The sequence below is a fragment of the Candidatus Mycolicibacterium alkanivorans genome (assembly GCF_022760805.1).
GTDB lineage: Bacteria > Actinomycetota > Actinomycetes > Mycobacteriales > Mycobacteriaceae > Mycobacterium > Mycobacterium alkanivorans.
Window position 1 is genome coordinate 3,280,577 of record NZ_JAIVFL010000001.1, and the last position, 20,921, is coordinate 3,301,497.

A 20,921-nucleotide genomic window follows, 5' to 3' on the forward strand; every position below is an offset into this window, starting at 1 on the left:
GCCGGTGCGGTGTTGTCAGTGAACTGACAGGCGCGCACGACGCTCCTAGAATCGGGCCATGTCCACGCTCGCCGATCTCGAAGCTCGCGTCGCCGCGCTCGAGGCGTCGCAGGCCGATTACCGAGCCGTACTCGCTGCGGTCAACGCACTTGGGGCCAATCAGCGTGATCAGGCGGAGCGGTTGGGGCGGGTGGACAACCACCTGGACAAGGTGGATCATCGACTGACGAGTGTCGAATCCAAGCTCGACGACACCAATACCCGGGTCCGTTCGTTGGAGGACACCACCAGCGAGATCAAGGAACTCCTCATCCGCGCGCTCGGCCGCTAAACGCAGTGCGACAGCTGAGGAGCCAGCTCGCCGCGGCTACCGACTGTCACCGCCGACAAACCCAGCCAGCCCGCCATCGTCTGCAATTCGGCGGCCAGCGCCGGGGCCACCCGCGCCAAATCCTGTCCCGGTTCAGCGAACGCCCCGACGACGTGCAGCACGCCCGCGGTGCGGTCGGCCTTGAGATCCACCCGGCCCACCAGCCGCCCGTCGAGCAGGAACGGCCACACGTAGTAGCCGAACTTGCGCTTGACCGCCGGGGTGTAGATCTCGATGCGGTACTCGAAGCCGAACAGCCGCTCCACGCGGGGCCGGAAGAAGATCAGCGGGTCGAACGGGCACAGCAGGGCCGTCCCGCGGTCCCGCCGCGGCACCGTCGAGCCGGCCCGCAGGTAGGCCGGCGCAGACCAGCCGGCCACCTCGACGCGCTCCAACTCCCCCGCGGGGACCAACTCGGCCAGCGCGGGCTTGATCTGTTCGGCGCGCAGCCGGAAGTAGTCGCGGATGTCGGCCTCGGTACCCACGCCCAGGGCACCGGCCGCACGCAGCGTCAGCTCGCGAAGGGCTTGCGCGTCGTCGACCTCGCGGGCCAGGACGTCGGCCGGCAGCACCCGCTCGGTGAGGTCGTAGTGGCGGGCGAAGCCGACCCGGTGCGCCGTCGTCAGCACCCCCGAGGCGAACAGCGCCTCGGCCACCCACTTGGTCTCGCTGCGGTCCCACCACGGACCGTTGCGGCCGGGCGGTTCGGCCTCCAGGTGGGCCTCGATCTGCCCGGCGGTGCTGGGCCCGAGTTCGGCGACGGCGGCGACGATGTCCTCGGCCAGCCGGGCGTTCTTCTTGACGATCTCGGTGCCCCACCGGCCGTGCACGTACTCACGCATCCGCCAGCGCAGCAGGGGCCAGTCCTCGATGGCCATCAGCGCAGCCTCGTGCGCCCAGTACTCCACCAGCAGCCGCGGTGAGCGGGCGGTGTGGCTCCACGCCGCCCCGTCGAGCACGTCGCGGTCGTACGGGCCCAGCCGACTGAAGACCGGCGCGTAGTGCGCGCGGACAGCCACCGACACCGAGTCGAGCTGCAACACCTGAATACGTCCGATGAGCCGGCGCAGGTGCGCGCGGGTGACCGGCCCGCTTGGCCTCGGCTCGGCCAGACCCTGGGCGGCCACCGCGACCCGGCGCGCCTGGTCGGCGGTCAGCCGGGTCATGCCCGTAGGTAGCTGTGGAACCGGAAGCGCAGACCCGAACTGCTGGTCTGCCAGTCCCCCGACGTGCCGACCCACGATTCGTCGAGCATCGGGGCCAGGGCGTCGTCGTCCTCCAGCCGCAGGTCGGTCTCGACCTCGGTCACCTCGCAGCGGGTCGCCGACGGCAAGGCCAGGTGATAGATCTCCGACCCGCCGATCACCCAGGTGTCGTCATCGGTGGGCGCGGCGTCGAGGTCGCCCACCACCGTCGCTCCATGTGCCATGTAGTCAGGTTGCCGGGTCAGTACGACATTTCTGCGTCCCGGCAGCGGGCGCACCTTCGCGGGCAGTGACTCCCAGGTGCGACGGCCCATCACCACGGTGTGGCCCATCGTCACGTCCTTGAAGCGGGCGAGATCCTCGGGCAGGTGCCACGGGATGCCCCCGTCCCGACCGATGACCCCCGAAGTCGACTGCGCCCAGATCAGGCCAAGGCCCATTCGCTCGCTCCTCCGCCCTGCTCGTTCCTCGCACCGCATCGTCGACTCGCGTCGTCATACGGCGACCGGCGCCTTGATCGCCGGGTGCGGGTCGTAGTTGCGGATCTCGATGTCTTCGTAGCTGTAGTCGAAGATCGAATCACGCTGGGCCAGAACGAGTTCGGGATACGGCCTGGGGTCGCGACCGAGCTGCTCGGCGACCTGCTCGACGTGGTTGTCGTAGATGTGGCAGTCGCCCCCGGTCCAGATGAACTCGCCGACTCCCAGCCCGGCCTGCGCGGCCATCATGTGGGTCAGCAGGGCGTAGCTGGCGATGTTGAACGGCACCCCGAGGAACAGGTCGGCGCTGCGCTGGTAGAGCTGGCAACTCAACCGGCCGTCGGCCACGTAGAACTGGAACAGCGCATGGCACGGCGCCAGCGCCATCTGCGGGATCTGCCCCACGTTCCAGGCCGAGACGATGATGCGCCGCGAGTCCGGATCGGTGCGCAGCAGCTCCAACGCGTTGCTGATCTGGTCGACGTGTTCGCCGGTCGGCGTCGGCCACGAGCGCCACTGGACCCCGTAGACCGGCCCGAGATCGCCTGTGGGAGAAGCCCATTCATCCCAGATCGTGACGCCGTGCCGCTGCAGCCATTCGACGTTGGAATCCCCGCGCAGGAACCACAGCAGCTCGCAGACCACCGACTTCAGGTGCACCTTCTTGGTGGTGATCAGCGGGAAACCAACCGCCAGGTCGTAGCGCAGCTGGTGGCCGAAAAGGCTGCGGGTGCCGGTGCCGGTGCGGTCGGCTTTGGGCGTCCCCTTCTCGAGCACAAGTCGCAGCAGATCCTCGTACGGTGTGGCGATCGGCACGCGGCTCAGCTTACGTCCGGCGACACGAGGTAGAAACGACGCCTACCCCGCTGAGTGGTGCTCGTCGTGGTGCTTGCCGATACTGCGCACGGCTCGGACGGCGCCGCGTGAGGCGTAGAAGAACACGACGGCCGACAGCAGGATCAAGAACACGAATGTCGGCAGCCAGTTGGTCCGGCTGTGCGGGACGTTCCACCAGACGATGGTGAACAGCACCGCACAGACGAACACGACGATGTCGCGCCAGTTGCCCTTGTAGGAGGCGGCGACGTCCAACAGTTCGCGGCTCTTCTCGGTGCTGACGATCAAGTCCTTGATCCGCCGGTCGATGCTGGCCTTGAACTCTGCTCGCAGTTCGACGTCCTCGGGCGGAATCTTGTCGAGGAGGTCCAGGTCCGTCTTGATCATGCCCCGGAAGTCGGGACCCTTGAGGCTGCCCGCGGCAAGACCCATCAGCGCACCACCGGCGACGGGCGCGGCTCCCAGTGCGATGTCGGCGATTCCCATGCCACCTCCAGACTCCAGATCCTTCTCAACGAGGGTAGTGCGGGCCCGTCTGTCGATGGCGGCTATCCCATCAACTGAGCGGCGACCGTCGCACCCAGATTCCAGCACGCCTCGACGTCGTCCTTGCCTGGCTTGCCGGAGACGACGACGGTCTCGGCGGCTTTGATCCAGCCCAGCCCGGTCGTGATGGCGGCGACTGCGCGCTCCGCCCCTTCGGTGCCCTCGTTGCCGTGGATGTAGAGGCCGAAGGGCCGCCCGCGGGTGGCGTCCAGGCACGGGTAGTAGCAGACGTCGAAGGCGTGTTTGAGTGCGCCACTGATGTAGCCGAGGTTGGCCGGAGTGCCGAGCACGTAGCCGTCGGCTTCCAACATCTCGACCGGCGAGACCGTCAACGCCGGCCGGCGCACCACCTCGACGCCCTCGATCTCGGGGGCGGTCGCTCCGGCCACCACCGCCTCGAACATCTCCTGGCAATGCGGCGACGGCGTGTGATGGACGATCAGCAGGCGCGTCACGGCTTCTCCCCCGATTGCATGGCGACGGCTTTGCGCATCGCGACCCGGGCGCGGCCGCGGTCCCCGGCGTAGTCGTAGGCCCGTGCCAGCCGATACCAGCGGAGCCAGTTGTCCGGGTCGGCCTCGAGTTCAGCACGCACGGTGTCGAAGAGCGCGTCGGCGGCGTCGCGCGCAATGCGGCCCGACGGCGTGCGCGGCAACCCGCTGACGTCGAGTTCCATCCCGTCCTCTCCGGCCAGGCGGGCCAGCCGCTGATGGGCCAAACCCGCCCGCAGCGTGGCGATCATCGCCCACAGCCCCACCAGCGGCAAGATCAGCACCCCGATGCCCAGCGCGATCCCGGCCGGCTTGCCGGTGCCGATCAGCGCCACCCCGGTGCGGCCCAGCAGCACGACGTAGACCAGCAGGGCCACACACATGAAGCCGATCAGCAGCTGGATGCGCAGGGCGCGGTTCACAGGTCGAGCAGCGGTTCGATTCCGATGGTCAGCCCCGGCCGCTTGGCGACCTGCCGTACGGCCAGCAGCACGCCGGGGACGAACGAGGTGCGATCCAGGCTGTCGTGACGGATGGTCAGCGTCTCCCCGAGCGTGCCGAAGAGCACCTCCTGGTGCGCGACCAGTCCGGTCAGCCGTACCGAGTGCACCGGGATGCCGTCGACATCCGCACCGCGCGCACCCTCCAGTGCGGTGCTGGTGGCATCAGGGTTGGGCGGCAAGCCTTTTCGCGCCTGCGCGATCAACTTGGCGGTGCGCGTCGCGGTACCCGAGGGGGCGTCCGCCTTCTGCGGGTGGTGCAGTTCGATCACTTCCACCGACTCGAAGTACGGTGCCGCCTTCTGCGCGAAGTACATCGACAGCACCGCGCCGATGGCGAAGTTCGGCGCGATCAGAACTGCGGTACCGGGCTTGGCCGACAGCCACGCCTGCACCTGCTCGAGGCGGTCGTCGGTGAAGCCGGTGGTTCCGACCACCGCGTGGATCCCGTTGTCGATGAGGAACTTCAGGTTGTCCATGACGACATCGGGATGGGTGAAGTCGATGACCACCTCGGTGCCGCTGTCGGTGAGCAGTGTCAGGTCGTCACCCGCGTCGACCTCCGCGCTCAACGTCAGGTCGTCAGCGTCGCGCACCGCGGCGCACATCGTGGTGCCGACCTTGCCCTTGGCGCCCAGAACCCCAACTCGCATGCCAGCAGCCTAGTCGTGCCGACGATGCGTTCGATCTGCCGCAACCGTGCTCACCCGCGAAGGCGGGCTGGTCGGCAGGCAGCGCGTCTTCCTTCACCCGCCGGCCGCCGCTAGAGCGGCGCGGCGCCGCGCAGGTGCTCGAAGATCAGCGATGTCTGGGTGCCTGCGACGTCGGCGTCGAGGTTGAGGTTCTCGACGACGAACGCGCGCAGGTCGTCGGTATCGCGGGCGGCCACGTGGATGATGAAGTCGTCGGCCCCGGCCAGGAAGTAGACGTCCATCACCTGCGGCTTGCGCCGGACGTGCTGAATGAAGTTGCGGATCTTGCCGCGGGCGTTGGACTGCAACCGCACCGAGATCATCGCCTGCAACGACAACCCGATGGCGGCCGGGTCGATGTCGGTGTAGAACCCGCGGATCACGCCGAAGTTCTGCAACCGCCGGACCCGGCCGTGGCACGTCGACGGGGCAATCCCCACCGCGTCAGCGAGCGCGCTGTTGGAGATGCGGGCATCAGCGTGCAGCACGGCCAGGATGCGCCGGTCGACGTCGTCGAGCTCAGCGGCCCGAACATCCTTCGGCGCTGCGGCGGAACGCACCATCGATTTCGACGCTCCTTCAGACATATCGGCAGTTTATCGAACCTTCGTCGTCATGATTGCCACGGCTTCGAAATTTCTTCACAATTCGTGCAAGTCAATTTCCGAACGAGGAGCGATCATGCGCGTCGGCATCCCGACCGAGATCAAGAACAACGAGTATCGAGTTGCCATCACCCCCGCGGGTGTTTCCGAGCTGGTCCACCGCGGCCACGACGTGCTGGTCCAGGCCGGCGCGGGTGACGGCTCGGCCATCACCGACGACGACTTCAAGGGCGCCGGCGCGCAGATCGTCAGCAGCGCCGACGACGTGTGGGCCCGGGCCGATCTGCTGCTCAAGGTCAAGGAGCCCATCGAGCCGGAATACAGCCGGATGCGCACGGGCCAGACCCTGTTCACCTACCTGCACCTGGCGGCCTCGCGCCCGTGCACCGATGCGCTGCTGGCTTCTGGCATCACCTCGATTGCTTACGAGACCGTGCAGACCGCCGACGGCGCGCTGCCGCTGCTGGCCCCGATGAGTGAGGTCGCCGGTCGGCTCGCGGCCCAGGTCGGCTCCTACCACCTGATCCGCACCCAGGGCGGTCGCGGCGTGCTGGTGGGTGGCGTCCCCGGTGTCGCCCCCGCCAAGGTCGTCGTGATTGGTGGCGGTATGGCCGGCGACAACGCGGCTGCCGTCGCCTGGGGTATGGGCGCCCATGTCACGGTGTTCGACCTCAACATCAACATCCTGCGCAAGATCGACGCCGAGTACGGCGGCGCCATCGAGACCCGCTACTCCTCGCGGCTGGACCTCGAGGACGCTGTCAAGCAGGCCGACCTGGTGATCGGTGCCGTCCTGGTCCCGGGCGCCAAGGCTCCCAAGCTGGTCACCAATAAGACTGTGGCACAGATGAAGCCGGGCGCGGTGCTGGTGGACATCGCGATCGACCAGGGTGGCTGCTTCGAAGATTCCCGGCCCACCACGCACGACAACCCGACGTTCAACGTCCACAACGCGGTGTTCTACTGCGTGGCGAACATGCCGGGCACGGTGCCGCGGACCTCGACCTACGCGCTGACCAACGCCACCATGCCATACGTGCTCAAGCTCGCCGACAAGGGCTGGCAGGGCGCCTGCTTCTCCGATCCGGCGCTGGCCAGGGGCCTGTCGACGCATCAGGGTCAGCTGCTCAACGCCGAGGTCGCCCACGACCTCGAGCTGCCTTACACCGATCCTGCAGGCCTGCTGGCCTGAGAACCTCGGTGAGCCAACGCCGCGACGATGTCCGCAGCAGCGCCCTGTCTGATACCCCGCCACGCCGTGCCCGCCCACAGGTTGGCGCAGTGCGGGTCACCGGCGGCGACCGCGGCCCGGCGCATCGCGCCGGTCAGCTGGTTGACCTCCGGGTAGCCCAGCGGCGCCACGGGATCGAAGCGGTCGGTGAAGTCGTTGGCCAGGCCCCGCGCAAAGCGTCCGGAAAACGCGCGGGTGACCACCGTGTGGGTGAACTGCGGATCGGAGAGTGCTTGGCGGTGAACGGGATTGGTGCCGGCCTCGTCGGACAGCAGGAAGGCGGTGCCCGCCTGGGCGGCCATCGCACCGAAGCTGAGCACTCGGCGGACGTCACCGGCTGTGCTGAGTCCTCCGGCCGCGATCAGCGGTAGGTCGTGCGCGGCTCGGATGGCAGCCAGCAGCTCCTCCAGCGGCTCGTCTCCCGGCTTGCGGCCGGGATCGAACGTGCCGCGGTGCCCACCGGCGGCAGGCCCCTGCACCACCAGAGCGTCCGCTCCGGCACCCACCGCCACACCGGCCTCGTCCACCGAGGTCACGGTCACCGCGGTCAGCACGCCTCGATCCCGCAGCCGGGCAAGGGCGTCCGATGACGGGCAGCCGAACGTGAACGAGGCCACCTCCGGTGCGGTGTCGGCGACCACGTCGAGTTTGGCATCCCATGCGTCGTCGTCGGGGTGTGTACGGCCCGGCTCGGCACCGTAGCGCTCGGCCAGCGGCGCGAGCAGCTCGCGGTAGCGCGCGAGGGCGGCTGCATCGGCCAGCGACGGCTGGGGCACAAACAGATTCACCCCGAGCGGGCCGGTAGAGGCCGCGCGCACGGCAGCGATCGAGTCCGCGAACTTCTCCGCGCTGAGGTAGCCGGCAGCGAGAAAACCGAGCCCGCCCGCGTTGGACACCGCGGCGGCCAGCGCCGGTGTGCCCGGACCACCTGCCATCGGCGCTCCGACGATGGGAACGGCCAGATCATGCAGGCTGAAGGTCAAGCGCTAACTCGCAATCCTTCGAAGGGGTTGTGGGAGCGATCTTTTGGAGCGTACCGGGCCGAGTACCGCGGCACCGAACGGCCCGGAAAGCACCTGGCGCGCCACGGCGTTGACCTCCTCGAGGCTCACCGCGTCGATCTGGTCCAACGTGCTGGCGACACTGCGGTACTCGCCGTAGTTCAGCTCACTGCGGCCCAGCCGGTTCATCCGCGACGCCGAATCCTCCAGGCCGAGAACCAGTCCGCCGCGCATCGAGCCCTTGGCGATGCGGACCTCGGCCTCGGTGAGGCCGTCACGGGCCACCGCGTCGAGTACCTCGGTAGTCAGCTGCACCACCTCGTCGAAGCGCTCCGGCAGGCAGCCGGCGTACACCGAGAGCGCCCCGCTGTCACAGAACGTGTCGATGGTCGAGTACACCGAGTAGGCCAGCCCACGGGTCTCCCGGATCTCTTGGAACAGCCGTGAACTCAGCCCGCCGCCCAGTGCGGTGTTGAGCACCGACAGCGCCCGGCGGTGCTCCCAGTGCCTGCCGGGGACCCGCACACCGAGCGACATGTGGGTCTGCTCCGCATCCCGGTGGATCAGCGCCAGCCCGGGCCGGCCCGTCATCCGGCCGGTCCCCTTGCGGGGCGGCTGCGGCTTGCGGCCACGAACCAGGCGGGCACCGAAGTACTCCCGAACCAGGCCGACGACCTCGTCGTGGTCGACATTGCCGGCAACCGCGACGACCATCCGCTCCGGGATGTAGCGGCGCACGTGGAACGAATGCAGCTGCGAGCGGCTCATCGCCGACACCGACTCGACGCTGCCAATCACGGGCCGGCCGACTGGATGGTCGCCGAACATGGCGGACAGGAAGACATCTCCGAGGGCGTCCTCGGGATCGTCGTCGCGCATCGCGATCTCTTCGAGCACGACGTCGCGCTCGAGTTCGACGTCGCGGCCCGCGCAGCTGCCGTCGAGCACTACGTCGGCGACCAGGTCGACGGCCAGTTCGAGGTCCTCGTCGAGCACGTGCGCGTAGTAGCAGGTGTGCTCTTTGGCGGTGAACGCGTTGAGCTCACCACCGACGGCGTCGACCGACTGGGCGATGTCGACGGCGGTGCGCGTCGGGGTCGCCTTGAACAGCAGATGCTCCAGGAAGTGCGCGGCGCCGGCCACGGTCGGGCCTTCGTCGCGTGAACCCACGTTGACCCAGACCCCGACCGAAGCCGAACGCACCGACGGCACGTACTCGGTGACCACCCTCAGACCGCCCGGAAGGACGGTGCGGCGCACCGCAACCGGCGCATCATCGGAGCGCCGGCCGCGGCGAAGCGAGGGGCTAACTGCTGGCGGTTGCGGCATCGGCATCGGCATCGGCCGGAGCCGGTGCAGCGTCCTCGGAAGCATCTGCTGAATCTTCCGAGACCAGGACCAGCGAGATCTTGCCGCGGTTGTCGATGTCGGCGATCTCGACGCGCAGCTTGTCGCCGACCTTGGCCACGTCCTCGACTTTGTTGATCCGCTTGCCGCGGCCCAGCTTCGAGATGTGGACCAGGCCGTCACGGCCGGGCAGCAGGGAGACGAACGCGCCGAAGTCGGTGGTCTTGACCACGGTGCCGAGGAACCGCTCGCCGACCTTGGGCAGCTGCGGGTTGGCGATCGCATTGATCATGTCGATGGCCGCCTGCGCCGACGGGCCGTCGGTCGCACCGACGAACACCGTCCCGTCGTCCTCGATCGAGATCGAAGCGCCGGTCTGCTCGGTGATCGCGTTGATCATCTTGCCCTTGGGTCCGATGACCTCACCGATCTTGTCGATCGGAATCTTGATCGCGGTCACGCGAGGCGCGTACGGGCTCATCTCGTCGGGACGGTCGATCGCCTCGGCCATGACCTCCAGGATCGTCAGCCGGGCATCCTTGGCCTGCGACAGCGCACCGGCCAGCACCTGCGACGGGATACCGTCGAGCTTGGTATCCAGCTGCAGGGCGGTGACGAACTCCTTGGTGCCGGCAACCTTGAAGTCCATGTCGCCGAAGGCATCCTCGGCACCGAGGATGTCGGTCAGCGCGACGAAGCGACGCTCCGTCGCGCCGTCCACCTCGACCTCGTCGGACACCAGACCCATCGCGATACCGGCGACCGGGGCCTTCAGCGGCACACCGGCATTCAGCAGCGCCAGAGTCGAGGCACACACCGAGCCCATCGATGTCGAACCGTTGGAGCCCAACGCCTCCGACACCTGACGGATCGCGTACGGAAACTCCTCGACACTCGGCAGAACCGGCACCAGGGCCCGCTCGGCCAGGGCGCCGTGGCCGATCTCGCGGCGCTTCGGCGAGCCGACGCGACCGGTCTCACCGGTCGAATACGGCGGGAAATTGTAGTGGTGCATGTAGCGCTTGGAGGTTTCCCGTCCCAGCGAGTCGATCTGCTGGGCCATCTTGACCATGTCGAGGGTGGTGATGCCCATGATCTGGGTTTCGCCACGCTCGAACAGCGCGCTGCCGTGTGCCCGCGGCACGACGGCCACCTCGGCGCTCAGCGCCCGGATGTCGGTGATGCCGCGGCCGTCGATCCGGAACTGGTCGGTCAGGATGCGCTGGCGCACAAGCTTTTTGGTCAGCGAGCGGAACGCCGCGCCGATCTCCTTCTCGCGCCCGGCGAAGGTCTCGCCGAGCTGGCCGAGCACCTCGTTCTTGATCTCGTCGGTGCGGTCGCTGCGCTCCTGCTTGCCGGCGATGGTGAGCGCCTGGGCCAGCGAGTCGCCGGCCGCGTGGGCGACGGCCGCGTAGACGTCGTCGGAGTAGTCCGGGAACAGCGGGTAGTCCGCGGTCTCCTTGGCGGCGCGGCTGGCCAGCTCGCTCTGCGCGGCACACAGCGTCGCGATGAACGGCTTGGCGGCCTCGAGGCCCTCGGCCACGACGGCCTCGGTGGGAGCTTGGGCGCCACCGGCGATCAGGTCGATGACGTTCTCGGTGGCCTCGGCCTCGACCATCATGATGGCGACGTCACCGTCGTCGAGAGCACGGCCGGCGACGACCATGTCGAACACCGCGCCTTCGAGCTGCTCGACGGTCGGGAAGGCGACCCACTGCCCGTCGATCAGGGCGACGCGCACGCCGCCGACCGGGCCGGAGAACGGCAGGCCGGAGATCTGGGTGGAGGCCGACGCGGCGTTGATCGCCAGCACGTCGTAGAGGTCCTTCGGGTCCAGGCTCAGGATGGTCACCACGACCTGGATCTCGTTGCGCAGACCCGAGACGAACGACGGGCGCAGCGGGCGGTCGATGAGCCGGCAGGTCAGGATCGCATCGGTGGACGGGCGGCCCTCGCGGCGGAAGAACGAGCCGGGGATGCGCCCGGCGGCGTACATGCGCTCCTCGACGTCGATGGTCAAGGGGAAGAAGTCGAAATGCTCCTTGGGGCTCTTGCTGGCGGTGGTCGCCGACAACAGCATGGTCTCGTCGTCGAGGTAGGCGACCACGGCGCCCGCGGCCTGCTGGGCCAGCCGGCCCGTCTCGAAGCGGACGGTGCGGGTGCCGAAGCTCCCGTTGTCAATGACGGCGGTCGATTCGAACACGCCTTCGTCGATTTCAGCTACAGACATGGACGTCCGTACAGCCTTTCTGAGTTCACTGTTCAGCTGTTTTGCGATATCACAAGTGAACCCAGGAAGACCTGAGCACTGCGACGCTCGGACCTCGATGCGGCTACGGCCATCGATCGAAGCGGCCGGGCTGTCCCCGGTTGAGTGGGGCCCGGCAGCCACTACCGAAGACCGCCCGATCAGGCAAGCTTCGCTGTGACGCGCGGGAACGGGTCACGCGGATGTGCGTGACCCGCACCCGATTGTCCGCGCCGATGAACGGCGCGCAACGACCCCATGTTACACGGCGGGTGTGGCGCTCAGCGGCGCAGACCCAGCCGCTCGATCAGCGTGCGGTAGCACGCGACGTCGAGATCGGCGACGTACTTCAGCAACCGGCGACGACGCCCGACCAGCAGCAGCAGGCCGCGGCGCGAGTGGTGGTCGTGCTTGTGCTGCTTGAGGTGCTCGGTAAGGTCGGAAATTCGCTTGGTCAGCAGCGCGACCTGGGCCTCCGGCGAACCGGTGTCGGTCTCGTGCAGGCCGTACTGGCCGAGGATTTCCTTCTTCTGTTCGGCGGTCAGCGCCACGACAGCATCTCCATTAATCGGTACCGCGAGAAAAAATCCAACGTGGCCGCCGCGGACTGCAGCACACGCCGTGTCGGTGGCCGAGTCTAACAGCGGGACCCTTCCGAACCGAAATCGCGGCAGGTCAGCGCCGCGGTCACCTTCGCCGACGAGCCGACGAGCCGACGAGCTGCACCTTCCGCGACGGCTTCGACGACCTGGTTGCTTCCAACCCCGGTCAGGACGACGCGAGAATCTGGCGGGCCTTGTCGGTGTCCCTGCCCATGGCCACCACGAGGTCGCTGACGGAGTCGAACTTCAGCTGGCCGCGCAGCCGGGCGACGAAGTCCACCGCCACGTGCTGGCCGTAGAGGTCGGCCTCGGAGTCCAGGACGAACGCCTCCACGGTGCGGGTGCGGCCGGAGAACGTCGGGTTGGTGCCCACCGACACCGCGGCCTGGTAGCGCTCCCCCGGGATCACCGAGCCGGTGATGGGCCCGTGGCCCAGCACCGTGAACCAGGCCGCGTAGACGCCGTCGGCCGGGATCGCGGAGTGCATCGGCGGGGCGACGTTGGCGGTCGGGAATCCCAGCACCCGGCCGCGCCCGTCGCCGCGCACCACCACTCCTTCGACGCGGTGCGGGCGGCCCAGCGCCTCGGCAGCGGCCGCCACGTCGCCGGCGTCGACGCAGGAGCGGATGTAGGTCGAGGAGAAGGTGACGGTCTCGCTGCGGTGGTGCTCGGCGACCAGCGACATGCCCTCGACCGCGAAGCCCAGGCGCTCACCGGCTTTGCGCAGGGTCTCGACGTTGCCGGCGGCCTTCTTGCCGAAGGTGAAGTTCTCGCCGACCAACACCTCGACGACGTGAAGACGCTCGACGAGCAGCTCATGGACGTAGCGATCCGGGGTCAGCTTCATGAAGTCGGCGGTGAACGGCATGACGAGGAACACGTCGACGCCCAGTTCCTCCACCAGCTCGGCACGACGCTGGAGTGTGGTCAGCTGGGCGGGGTGACTGCCCGGGAACACCACCTCCATCGGGTGGGGATCGAACGTCATCAGCACCGTCGGGACCTCGCGTTCACGGCCCGCCTTGACCGCGCGGGCGATCAGCTCCGCGTGCCCCCGATGGACGCCGTCGAACACGCCGATGGTCAGAACGCATCGGCCCCAGTCCGAGGGGATCTCTTCCTGTCCCCGCCACCGCTCCACGTGGCCAAGCCTACGGCGCGCCCTGGTGGACCGAAGCGCTAGATCCCCAGATCAAGTGATGAATACCTAAACTTTCGGTGGTGGGTCCTGACGAAACGCCCAACAGTGGGGTGCGCGACCTGACGATGGTCGCCGGCGTTCGCCTACGCTGGGGAACTCGCGTCTCAGACCTGATCGGCGTCGGTGGCGTACACCCCGAGCAGGTCGCGCGCGGACACGATGCCCGCCAACGCGCCGTCGCGCTCCACCAACAGGTGCCGGATCGAATGATCGGTCATCCGGATGGCGGCCTGGTCGACGGTCTCGTCGGCCTCGCACCACACCAGACGTGTACTGGCAACGTCGGCCGAGCGAACCGCGGCGGGATCCCGCCCCGAGGCCACCACCCGGACCACGTCACGCTCGGTCACCAAAGCGGTGGGCCGTGCGTCGTCCCCGACCACCACCGCGCCGACCTGGTGGTCGGCGATCGCCTTGGCGACGTCGGCGACGGTTGCGTCAGCCGGCACCCGAACCACCGCGTCACCGGTGAGGTCGGCGATCAGGATCGAGCCGGCCTTCGGAATGGAGTGCGTCTCAGTCATGCCCTCATGCTGACATCCGACACCTGACCAGCCCGAAGTCAGGCTGGCCTCACTACCGCCTGATGCGTACCGGCACTGACGCCGGACCCTGCAGCGACGGTGTGGTCCCCCACCGCACCGGTCCGGCCAGCTCCAGTCCGTCGACCTCGTCGAGCAGGTGCTTGATCGCGGTCACGGTTTCCAGCCGGGCCAGGTGCGCACCGAGGCGACGGTGGAGCCCGAGCCCGGCTCGGACATCGCGACGGCGGTCGGGGTCCCGGCGACGACGTCGCCGAGGATCTCTCCTTTGAGGTCTTCGGCGACGTCGTTGCAGATGTGCGCGACGATCACGCGTTCAGTCGGCCAAGGTCGCCGGGCGGATCACCACGACCGACGTGGTGCGGGGACCCTTGTCCTGCAGCAGCGCGAACACCCGCCCCCCGGAATCGGCTGCGGCGTAGACGCCGTCGATGCCCGCGGCGGGCAATGGCCGGCCGTGGCTGGTGTCCTCTGCCTGTTCTGCGGTGATGTCGCGCCGCGGGAACGCCAGCAGGCACGCCTGGTCCAGGGTGTAGCTCAGCTGCGGGTGATCGGCGAGTTCCTCCAACGTGCGGGCATGGTCAAGCCCGTAGCGGCCGACGCGGTTCCGCCGCAGCGCGGTCAGGTGCCCCCCGACGCCCAGTGCCGCACCGAGGTCACGCGCCAGCGCCCGGATGTAGGTGCCCGAGGAGCAGTCCACCGCGACGTCGACGTCGACGAACGGTCCATCGCGCCGGGTCGCTAGGACGTCGAAACGGTCGATGCGTACGCGACGTTCAGCCAGCCGAACCTCCTGGCCCTCGCGCGCGAGTTGGTAGGCGCGCTTGCCGTCGACCTTGACCGCGCTCACCGAGGAGGGCCGCTGTGAGATCTCGCCACGCAGGTTCGCGATCCCGGCCTCGATCTGATCGTCGGTCACCTGATCGGCCGGAACATCTTGCAGCACTTCACCTTCGGCGTCATCAGTGGTGGTGGAGCGGCCGAGCCGAATGGTCGCCGTGTACGACTTCGACGTGGCGGTGAGCAGTCCGAGAATCTTGGTGGCGCGCTCGATTCCGATCACTAGCACCCCGGTGGCCATCGGGTCCAGGGTGCCGGCGTGTCCGACCTTGCGGGTGCCGAAGATGCGCCGGCAGCGGCCCACCACGTCGTGACTCGACATACCGCCGGGTTTGTCGACCACGACGATGCCGGGCACGATCGCCGAGTCGCTACGCTCCTGCCCGCCGGGTTGGGATGTCACAGCACGATCGCGGTCAACGCCAGCCCGCCACCCACCGACCACCGGCCCTCCAACTGTGTCAGGGGCGGACCGGATCGGGCGGCCGGATCGATCAGGATCCGGGACACGAAGCTCCCGGACACACCGGTGGCGTCGACGTCGAAGGTGATGTGGGCATCTTCGAACCCGAGCCAGCGCTCGGTGAGCGGGAACCACGCCTTGTAGGTTGCTTCCTTGGCGCAGAACAGGATTCGGTCCCAGTGCAGTCCGCCGGGCAGGGCGCCGATCTGGTAGCGCTCAGCCGGAAGGCTGATGGCGTCGAGCACTCCGTCGGGCAGCACGCCGTGCGGCTCGGCGTCGATACCCACCGAGCGGACCGACGCGGTCAGCCCGACCACCGCGCCGCGGTACCCCTGGCAGTGGGTGAGGCTGCCGACCACGCCGTCGGGCCAGCAGGGTTCGCCCTTCTCCCCCTTGAGAATCGGGGCCGGCGGCACACCGAGCTGCTCGAGGGCGACGCGCGCGCAGTGCCGCACGGTGACGAACTCGTTGCGCCGCTTGGCCACCGACCGGGCGATCAACGGCTCCTCCTGCGGCAGCGGCGCGAGGTCCGGCGGGTCGTCGTACAGCTCGGCGTAGACCAGGTCGGTCACCTCCGGGAGCACCGCGGGCATGAGTTCGCTCATCCGCGTCGGCTGCGCAGCCGGTCGTGGAACTTCTCCGACTGCTCCCTCATCTCCTGGGTGATCACGAAGTGCCCACCGAACTCGTTGAGATAGCCCGGCGCATACTGCGGGTCGGGCAGGATCTGGCGCATCCAGCGATAGGGCTTGCGGCGCCGCCACTCTCGCGGATATCCGACCGAGACCTCCTCGAAGCGCACCCCGTCATACCACGTGGTCCGCGGGATGTGCAGGTGGCCGTAGACCGAGCACACCGCATTGTAGCGGGTGTGCCAGTCGGCGGTCGCGACCGTGCCGCACCACAGCGAGAACTCCGGGTAGAACAACACGTCACAGGGCTCGCGGCGCAGCGGGAAGTGGTTGACCAACACCGTCGGCGTCATCCAATCCAGGTCTTCCAGACGAGACTTGGTGTAGGACAGCCGATCCCGACACCACGCGTCACGGGTGGCATACGGTTCGCTGGACAACAAGAACTCGTCGGTGGCGACGACGTTGCGTTCCTTGGCGATCGCCAGCCCTTCGGCCTTGGTCGTCGCACCGGGCGGCAGGAACGTGTAGTCGTAGAGCAGGAACATCGGCACGATGGTCGCCGGGCCGCCCTGCTCAGTCCACACCGGGAACGGGTGCTCCGGGGTGATCACACCCATCTCGTCGCACATGTTGACCAGATAGTCGTATCGGGCCCGGCCGAACACCAGCATCGGGTCCTTGCCCGTGGTCCACAGTTCATGGTTGCCCGGCACCCAGATCACCTTGGCGAAGCGACGGCGCAGCAGATCCAGTGACCAACGGATGTCGTCGGTGCGCTCGGCGACGTCACCGGCGACGATCAGCCAGTCGTCCGGTGTCGACGGGTACAGCGATTCGGTGACCGGCTTGTTGCCGGTGTGACCCGTGTGCAGATCACTGATCGCCCAGAGCGTGGCAGCCACAACGAACCAGCCTACTGGTGCGCGGTCCGCGGTTAGATTTTCAACCGGTCGGGGCCACGACACCCAGGAAGACATGGCCGCCGGTGACCGCCCCCAGGGTGGACCTGCGCCCGATGTGGACTGCATGCAGGAGAGGCTCCCTCACCCGACCGCTGCGCGGACCCGACCGGCGATCGCGGCTAGCGCGTCGGTGTCACAGACCGGCTCGCCGAGTTCGACACGCACCGGCAGCTGCACCCAGCTGGTGCACCCGCCGTACTGCGGTGCGCGGGGCAGCGGGATCGGCTCGACCAGCGGGACGGCCTGAACCACCAGCACCGTCAGCCGGTGGCGCGGGCGGAAGTCGAGCCGGTCGGCACGTACCGAATCGCCGGTCCAGATGTGCAGGTCTTCGATGTCGGCGAGGCCCTCGTCACGCTCGACGCCCACTGCGGCAACCACTTTCGCGGCCACCCGAATGACCACCTGGTCGTCGGTGCTGTCAGGCGCGGCCGGGGCCAGCAGGTCGCGGTGCTCGGGGCGCACCCGCTCGGCATGGCTGTGGGCGACGGTCGGGAACAGCAGGAATTCCTCGGCCTCGACGGCGAATCGCTTCTCCGCAATGCCGCCCTTACGCAGCAGCACCCTCTGCCGGCCGTCGAGCAGCGCGTGTACCGCCGCGCTCCACTCCTTGAGCGCAGCGGTCACGGTGCCCGCCCCGCCGAACCGGCGATTCGCGCCCGGACCTCCGGACGACGCAGCGGCGGAACGGTTTTCGGCGGCTGACGGCGCGGCGGCAATTCGGCCAAAAGACGCGCGGTGGTGGCGGCCACCTCGGCGACGGCGGTCTCGAACGCGTCGGCGACGGCGTCGGTCGGCCGGGTGATGCCGCTGACCTTGCGCATGTACTGGCGTGCCGCGGCGGTGATCTCCTCGGGGGTGGCCGCCGGCTCGAGGCCGCGCAGCTCGGTGATGTTCCGACACATGAGATCCAGCATGCCCGCATTGGGCCCGAAAAGGGCCTCTGATCGGATTGCTATGCCGCGCACATCTGACTCACAACTTCGGCTCCTAGCTTCACCGTTATGGCTACCCGTGTCGCATTGGCCGACGCACCGGACACCCAGCTCCAGCGACGGGCGAGGCTCAATCTGCGAGCGGTTCCCTCCACCGAGGCCCGACGTGTCGGACGGCCGCCCGGCTCCGACAGCGAAGCCCGCCGCCGCACTCTGATCTCAGCGGCCATCCGGGTGTTCGCCTGCCGCGGCTTCGACGCCGCCACCCTGAAGGACGTCGCCGATCTCGCCGACATCACCCGCCCCGCCGTCCACCACTACTTCGCGGGCAAGACGCCGCTCTACCAGGCCGCCCTGGAGCGGGCGCACGAGATCGTCATGGCTCCGTGGGCGTGCTCACCGCTGACGCCGGAAAACCTGGACACCCTGCTCGACGAGCTGGAATCCGACGCCGCGGCCCGGTGGGCCAGCGCGTTGCTGGGCACCTCCCTGGCCCAGGCCGGCCGGCTCGCCGAGGTCGCGCCCCAGATCACCGACATCGCCGAGGAGGTCAAGAGGTTCTGCCGCAACGGGGCCGCGACCTCGGCTTCTCCGGACCACAGCGCCGATGCGCTGGCCGCGAGGATCGTCGGGCGCTGGGTCCTGACAGCTGCCGCGTTGCCCGCGACGGCGGACGCCGTCGGCCTCTCGTAGCCGCTGCTGTTCACTCCCGGCGGAATCTTTATCCGATCGGGTCGGCCAAGCTGCCTGCTATTTATCTGTCGCACGTGTAGATTTACCCCAACTCTCTGATCAGCGGGTCGAGCGTGCGTTCACGCAGTCCGCGAGCATGCAACGGGAGGGCTGGAGGCCAGTTCTGTGGGTGCGGCAGTGGGTCCGTCTTTCGACGCGCCAGCTTGTTCAACCCGTCGGCGTCCGATGCGAATCCTCTCCGCGGTCGCCCTTCTGGCCGGTATCACCGCCGCCGCACCCGGCTGCGGCGCACCGGAGAACCTGGCCCAGGCGGCCGACGCCGCGCAGAGCGCGCTGGCGTCGATGCCCGGGGTGAGCGACGCGTGGGTCTACCACGAAAACACCTACGCCCAGGGAGTTGCCGTCAACATCGCGGTCGACGTCTCGACCGCGACCCGTGAACAGATCGCCGACGTCGCCGACCACGTCGACGCCAACCGGTTCGGCCTGATCGCGAACTACGCCCAGAACGTCGAGTTCTGGGTCACCCCGAACCGCGCCGTCACACTGCAGCGGCACAACCAACTCGACCCGGCGCAGGTCGCCGACGACACCGTTCGGCTTCGCCAGATCGCCGCCGGCACCGACGGCCGGATCGACTGGTTCCGCAGCGACGACGGCACCGTCAACCAGCTGTCGTTCGACCAGACGCACAGCGCCGGGTCCACCATCCTCGACGCGGTGCGCAGCGCCGCCGGCGGCAGTGGACCGAGCGTGTCGGTGTCGCCGGTGAGCCCCTCGCGGCAGACCCCACGGTTGGTGGTGCACTTCCCGATCGACCCCACCGAGCAGACCGCGGTGTTCAATGTCGTCAACTCCGTACCGGCCGAGGTCCGGGGGCTTCGACTCGACGCCGCCGGCCTGCAGGCTCTCGAAGTCGTGGCGGCCAATCCCGCCACCGCCGAGCAGGACCTCGCCAAGGTGATCACCGCCAGCGGCGCGGTGTCCGCCCGCCCGATGTGGCTGGCCTGGTACTATCCCACATTCGCCGGCGGGGCTCCGGCCTACGGCGGCGTGGTGCAGACCGGCGGCTGCGCGCAAGGACCCGCGGCGGCGGTCACAACGGTCACGCAGCGCACCGGCGACCAGGTCTCGTCACTGCAATCGCGGCTGCAAACCGCGATCGACAACTGCGGTGCGTCCGCACCGCGACCCGCTCAGTCGCAGCGGACCCCACCGCCGGCGCCCGCGCAGTCGTCGCCGGTGATCGACGTCGTTGCGCCGGACCGCAAGCAGTCCTCCTCCGACGCCACCACAACCCCACGGCCCACGCGGACGCCATGCAGCCTGGGAACGGGTTGCGCCCCGACCACGACGACCATCTCCGCCTCCGGCGGAGATCGGCCCGGCTCGTCGCGCTCCGGCGCCACCACTCCGGCGCCGCGCCCCATGGTTCCGCCGCCGTCGGACCTCCCGCTTCCGCTGCCGGTCGGCGCGGCCGACCCGGGCGCCGACTCGGATTCAGGTTCAGGTTCAGGTTCAGGCTCCGGTACCTCTGTGGGTTCCGGCGCAAGCAGCCAGAGGACGCCGTCGCCGTCGGGCACCGGCCACCTCGCCGGCCGCTGAGCCGACCCACCGCTCAAAGCTGACGCACAGCGTCCGGCGCTACCGTCGTGATGTCCCCATGGTCGCCTCCCACCGGACCGGAGACAAAGGGCCTGGCTGTCCCCCGCGCCCGGCCCTTTTCCGCGGGTGGCTCTACCTGCCGGTTTCCCCCCGCCCGAAACGCTTACGGACCGGCAAAAGTCGCACTGCCGCCGAAATCGCGCGTCAACTCTTACGAAGCGCTGACGAGCCCGCCGAATCAGAGTGGATTGCGGCCGGCGAAAGCCACGACGCGCTGCGTGGGGCTGGCATCGGCCCCCAACGCGACCTCCGGACCGAATAGACCTCCAGGGCGCCCCCCTGGAACCAGCTGCGATCCGACGGCCTCGGCCAAGGCCACCTCGGAGGCATCGAATTCGACCGGTTGGTCGATGGCCGCCGCGAGATCCCAGCTGTGGATCAGCGTCGAATACGTGACGATGCCGATGGCCTGACCGGCCGGCATCGACCCCAGCAGCGTCGTGACGGGCTTGTCCCAATCGGTCACCGTCGCCCACGCGCGCTGCGAGCGATTGATCGACTGCTCGGCAACCCCCTGCCAGTTCGAACCGAGAATGTCCGAGCCACTAAAGAGCTCCGCCTCGGTCGGGCCACCCAACCCGTCCACTGCCGTGGCGAATGCATCGATCGTGGCGACGGTATGGCTGAGCATCGACCGCACCGACCATCCGCTGCATGGGCTGGGGCGCTCCAGATCCGAAGCCGCCAAAGTCGACACCAGGCCCATCAGGCGGCTGTCGGCCCCGCGCAGCAGTTCTAACGATCCCATCGGACATCCTCTCTCGATGACTAACGTTTACGGAACTATAATACCGTTAGGTATATATCACAACCGATATAACGGTGTCAACC

26 protein-coding genes are annotated in these 20,921 nt (G+C 68.5%); 4 read left to right on the forward strand and 22 right to left on the reverse strand.

Annotation, left to right across the window (positions count from 1 at the left end):
- The first annotated feature begins 58 nt into the window (after positions 1–58).
- Entirely contained in the window at positions 59–331 is a 273-nt protein-coding gene (locus K9U37_RS16085) for a hypothetical protein (RefSeq protein WP_243072531.1), read from the forward strand.
- On the opposite strand, the gene K9U37_RS16090 is transcribed toward K9U37_RS16085, so the two are convergent.
- The 8 genes from K9U37_RS16090 to aldR all read right to left on the reverse strand — a co-directional run bounded on the left by K9U37_RS16090 (position 328) and on the right by aldR (position 5,707).
- On the reverse strand, positions 328–1,536 hold the full coding sequence (locus K9U37_RS16090; protein WP_243072532.1) for a winged helix-turn-helix domain-containing protein: 1,209 nt from the start codon (positions 1,534–1,536) through the stop codon (positions 328–330). The genes K9U37_RS16085 and K9U37_RS16090 overlap by 4 nt on opposite strands.
- Entirely contained in the window at positions 1,533–2,015 is a 483-nt protein-coding gene (locus K9U37_RS16095) for a dihydrofolate reductase (protein ID WP_243072533.1), read from the reverse strand. Before K9U37_RS16095 ends, K9U37_RS16090 begins: the two co-directional genes overlap by 4 nt.
- A 54-nt stretch (positions 2,016–2,069) precedes the next feature.
- The gene (locus K9U37_RS16100) at positions 2,070–2,870 is read right to left on the reverse strand and encodes a thymidylate synthase (protein WP_243072534.1); all 801 of its coding nucleotides are present in this window, start codon (positions 2,868–2,870) and stop codon (positions 2,070–2,072) included.
- A 42-nt stretch (positions 2,871–2,912) separates the two neighbouring features.
- Entirely contained in the window at positions 2,913–3,377 is a 465-nt protein-coding gene (locus K9U37_RS16105; protein ID WP_243072535.1) for a hypothetical protein, read from the reverse strand.
- Between the two features lie 62 nt (positions 3,378–3,439).
- Complete coding sequence (locus tag K9U37_RS16110) at positions 3,440–3,892, reverse strand: flavodoxin family protein (RefSeq protein WP_243072536.1); 453 nt, start codon at positions 3,890–3,892, stop codon at positions 3,440–3,442.
- The gene (locus K9U37_RS16115) at positions 3,889–4,311 is read right to left on the reverse strand and encodes a hypothetical protein (protein WP_243073415.1); all 423 of its coding nucleotides are present in this window, start codon (positions 4,309–4,311) and stop codon (positions 3,889–3,891) included. Before K9U37_RS16115 ends, K9U37_RS16110 begins: the two co-directional genes overlap by 4 nt.
- 35 nt (positions 4,312–4,346) lie before the next feature.
- Complete coding sequence (dapB, locus tag K9U37_RS16120; RefSeq protein WP_243072537.1) at positions 4,347–5,081, reverse strand: 4-hydroxy-tetrahydrodipicolinate reductase; 735 nt, start codon at positions 5,079–5,081, stop codon at positions 4,347–4,349.
- Positions 5,082–5,191: 110 nt separating this feature from the next.
- The gene (aldR, locus tag K9U37_RS16125; RefSeq protein WP_243072538.1) at positions 5,192–5,707 is read right to left on the reverse strand and encodes an HTH-type transcriptional regulator AldR; all 516 of its coding nucleotides are present in this window, start codon (positions 5,705–5,707) and stop codon (positions 5,192–5,194) included.
- Between the two features lie 94 nt (positions 5,708–5,801).
- Here aldR and ald point away from each other — a divergent pair, with 94 nt between their 5' ends.
- On the forward strand, positions 5,802–6,917 hold the full coding sequence (ald, locus tag K9U37_RS16130) for an alanine dehydrogenase (RefSeq protein WP_243072539.1): 1,116 nt from the start codon (positions 5,802–5,804) through the stop codon (positions 6,915–6,917).
- Here the strand turns inward: ald and K9U37_RS16135 are convergent.
- The 13 genes from K9U37_RS16135 to K9U37_RS16195 all read right to left on the reverse strand — a co-directional run bounded on the left by K9U37_RS16135 (position 6,887) and on the right by K9U37_RS16195 (position 17,702).
- Positions 6,887–7,939: a nitronate monooxygenase gene (locus K9U37_RS16135; protein WP_272888050.1), complete on the reverse strand. Its 1,053-nt coding sequence runs from the start codon at positions 7,937–7,939 to the stop codon at positions 6,887–6,889. The two genes, ald and K9U37_RS16135, sit on opposite strands and share 31 nt — an antisense overlap.
- A gap of 3 nt (positions 7,940–7,942) precedes the next feature.
- The gene (locus K9U37_RS16140) at positions 7,943–9,286 is read right to left on the reverse strand and encodes a M16 family metallopeptidase (RefSeq protein WP_243072540.1); all 1,344 of its coding nucleotides are present in this window, start codon (positions 9,284–9,286) and stop codon (positions 7,943–7,945) included.
- Positions 9,264–11,534: a polyribonucleotide nucleotidyltransferase gene (locus tag K9U37_RS16145; RefSeq protein WP_243072541.1), complete on the reverse strand. Its 2,271-nt coding sequence runs from the start codon at positions 11,532–11,534 to the stop codon at positions 9,264–9,266. Before K9U37_RS16145 ends, K9U37_RS16140 begins: the two co-directional genes overlap by 23 nt.
- A 299-nt stretch (positions 11,535–11,833) precedes the next feature.
- The gene (gene rpsO, locus K9U37_RS16150; RefSeq protein WP_243072542.1) at positions 11,834–12,103 is read right to left on the reverse strand and encodes a 30S ribosomal protein S15; all 270 of its coding nucleotides are present in this window, start codon (positions 12,101–12,103) and stop codon (positions 11,834–11,836) included.
- 217 nt (positions 12,104–12,320) lie between these two features.
- A complete protein-coding gene (locus tag K9U37_RS16155) occupies positions 12,321–13,295 on the reverse strand; it encodes a bifunctional riboflavin kinase/FAD synthetase (protein WP_243072543.1) in 975 nt (324 codons plus the stop codon).
- Between the two features lie 164 nt (positions 13,296–13,459).
- Positions 13,460–13,879 (reverse strand): CBS domain-containing protein, encoded by a 420-nt coding sequence (locus tag K9U37_RS16160; protein ID WP_243072544.1) that lies wholly within the window; start codon positions 13,877–13,879, stop codon positions 13,460–13,462.
- Between the two features lie 52 nt (positions 13,880–13,931).
- Entirely contained in the window at positions 13,932–14,054 is a 123-nt protein-coding gene (locus K9U37_RS16165; RefSeq protein ID WP_243072545.1) for a cytochrome P450, read from the reverse strand.
- Positions 14,051–14,209 carry a hypothetical protein gene (locus tag K9U37_RS16170; RefSeq protein WP_243072546.1) on the reverse strand — a complete coding sequence of 53 codons (159 nt, stop codon included), beginning with the start codon at positions 14,207–14,209 and terminating at the stop codon, positions 14,051–14,053. Before K9U37_RS16170 ends, K9U37_RS16165 begins: the two co-directional genes overlap by 4 nt.
- Before the next feature lie 4 nt (positions 14,210–14,213).
- On the reverse strand, positions 14,214–15,140 hold the full coding sequence (gene truB, locus K9U37_RS16175) for a tRNA pseudouridine(55) synthase TruB (protein ID WP_308197395.1): 927 nt from the start codon (positions 15,138–15,140) through the stop codon (positions 14,214–14,216).
- Positions 15,137–15,805: a 4'-phosphopantetheinyl transferase PptT gene (pptT, locus tag K9U37_RS16180; protein ID WP_243072547.1), complete on the reverse strand. Its 669-nt coding sequence runs from the start codon at positions 15,803–15,805 to the stop codon at positions 15,137–15,139. Before pptT ends, truB begins: the two co-directional genes overlap by 4 nt.
- Positions 15,802–16,737, reverse strand: a complete 936-nt coding sequence (gene pptH / locus K9U37_RS16185) for an ACP phosphodiesterase PptH (RefSeq protein WP_243072548.1) — start codon at positions 16,735–16,737, stop codon at positions 15,802–15,804. The genes pptT and pptH overlap by 4 nt, the downstream gene beginning before the upstream one ends.
- 141 nt (positions 16,738–16,878) lie before the next feature.
- The gene (locus tag K9U37_RS16190; RefSeq protein WP_243072549.1) at positions 16,879–17,424 is read right to left on the reverse strand and encodes a DUF1802 family protein; all 546 of its coding nucleotides are present in this window, start codon (positions 17,422–17,424) and stop codon (positions 16,879–16,881) included.
- Positions 17,421–17,702 (reverse strand): DUF2277 domain-containing protein, encoded by a 282-nt coding sequence (locus K9U37_RS16195; protein WP_243072550.1) that lies wholly within the window; start codon positions 17,700–17,702, stop codon positions 17,421–17,423. Before K9U37_RS16195 ends, K9U37_RS16190 begins: the two co-directional genes overlap by 4 nt.
- Before the next feature lie 99 nt (positions 17,703–17,801).
- On the opposite strand from K9U37_RS16195, the gene K9U37_RS16200 reads away from it, so the two are divergent.
- Together K9U37_RS16200 and K9U37_RS16205 are read left to right on the forward strand one after the other, a co-directional pair.
- Positions 17,802–18,425: a TetR/AcrR family transcriptional regulator gene (locus K9U37_RS16200; protein ID WP_243072551.1), complete on the forward strand. Its 624-nt coding sequence runs from the start codon at positions 17,802–17,804 to the stop codon at positions 18,423–18,425.
- Positions 18,426–18,650: 225 nt separating this feature from the next.
- Positions 18,651–20,030 (forward strand): hypothetical protein, encoded by a 1,380-nt coding sequence (locus K9U37_RS16205; RefSeq protein WP_243072552.1) that lies wholly within the window; start codon positions 18,651–18,653, stop codon positions 20,028–20,030.
- A 238-nt stretch (positions 20,031–20,268) separates the two neighbouring features.
- On the opposite strand, the gene K9U37_RS16210 is transcribed toward K9U37_RS16205, so the two are convergent.
- The gene (locus K9U37_RS16210; protein WP_272888051.1) at positions 20,269–20,838 is read right to left on the reverse strand and encodes a TIGR03086 family metal-binding protein; all 570 of its coding nucleotides are present in this window, start codon (positions 20,836–20,838) and stop codon (positions 20,269–20,271) included.
- Positions 20,839–20,921: the final 83 nt, after the last annotated feature.

Excerpts from the sequence above, each read along its gene's own strand:
- K9U37_RS16085 (WP_243072531.1), top strand. The coding sequence starts at position 59 with ATGTCCACGCTCGCCGATCTCGAAGCTCGCGTCGCCGCGCTCGAGGCG.
- K9U37_RS16090 (WP_243072532.1), bottom strand. The coding sequence starts at position 1,536 with ATGACCCGGCTGACCGCCGACCAGGCGCGCCGGGTCGCGGTGGCCGCC.
- K9U37_RS16095 (WP_243072533.1), bottom strand. The coding sequence starts at position 2,015 with ATGGGCCTTGGCCTGATCTGGGCGCAGTCGACTTCGGGGGTCATCGGT.
- K9U37_RS16105 (WP_243072535.1), bottom strand. The coding sequence starts at position 3,377 with ATGGGAATCGCCGACATCGCACTGGGAGCCGCGCCCGTCGCCGGTGGT.
- K9U37_RS16115 (WP_243073415.1), bottom strand. The coding sequence starts at position 4,311 with ATGTGTGTGGCCCTGCTGGTCTACGTCGTGCTGCTGGGCCGCACCGGG.
- dapB (WP_243072537.1), bottom strand. The coding sequence starts at position 5,081 with ATGCGAGTTGGGGTTCTGGGCGCCAAGGGCAAGGTCGGCACCACGATG.
- aldR (WP_243072538.1), bottom strand. The coding sequence starts at position 5,707 with ATGTCTGAAGGAGCGTCGAAATCGATGGTGCGTTCCGCCGCAGCGCCG.
- ald (WP_243072539.1), top strand. The coding sequence starts at position 5,802 with ATGCGCGTCGGCATCCCGACCGAGATCAAGAACAACGAGTATCGAGTT.
- K9U37_RS16140 (WP_243072540.1), bottom strand. The coding sequence starts at position 9,286 with ATGCCGCAACCGCCAGCAGTTAGCCCCTCGCTTCGCCGCGGCCGGCGC.
- K9U37_RS16145 (WP_243072541.1), bottom strand. The coding sequence starts at position 11,534 with ATGTCTGTAGCTGAAATCGACGAAGGCGTGTTCGAATCGACCGCCGTC.
- K9U37_RS16160 (WP_243072544.1), bottom strand. The coding sequence starts at position 13,879 with ATGACTGAGACGCACTCCATTCCGAAGGCCGGCTCGATCCTGATCGCC.
- pptT (WP_243072547.1), bottom strand. The coding sequence starts at position 15,805 with ATGAGCGAACTCATGCCCGCGGTGCTCCCGGAGGTGACCGACCTGGTC.
- K9U37_RS16195 (WP_243072550.1), bottom strand. The coding sequence starts at position 17,702 with ATGTGTCGGAACATCACCGAGCTGCGCGGCCTCGAGCCGGCGGCCACC.
- K9U37_RS16200 (WP_243072551.1), top strand. The coding sequence starts at position 17,802 with ATGGCTACCCGTGTCGCATTGGCCGACGCACCGGACACCCAGCTCCAG.
- K9U37_RS16205 (WP_243072552.1), top strand. The coding sequence starts at position 18,651 with ATGCGAATCCTCTCCGCGGTCGCCCTTCTGGCCGGTATCACCGCCGCC.
- K9U37_RS16210 (WP_272888051.1), bottom strand. The coding sequence starts at position 20,838 with ATGGGATCGTTAGAACTGCTGCGCGGGGCCGACAGCCGCCTGATGGGC.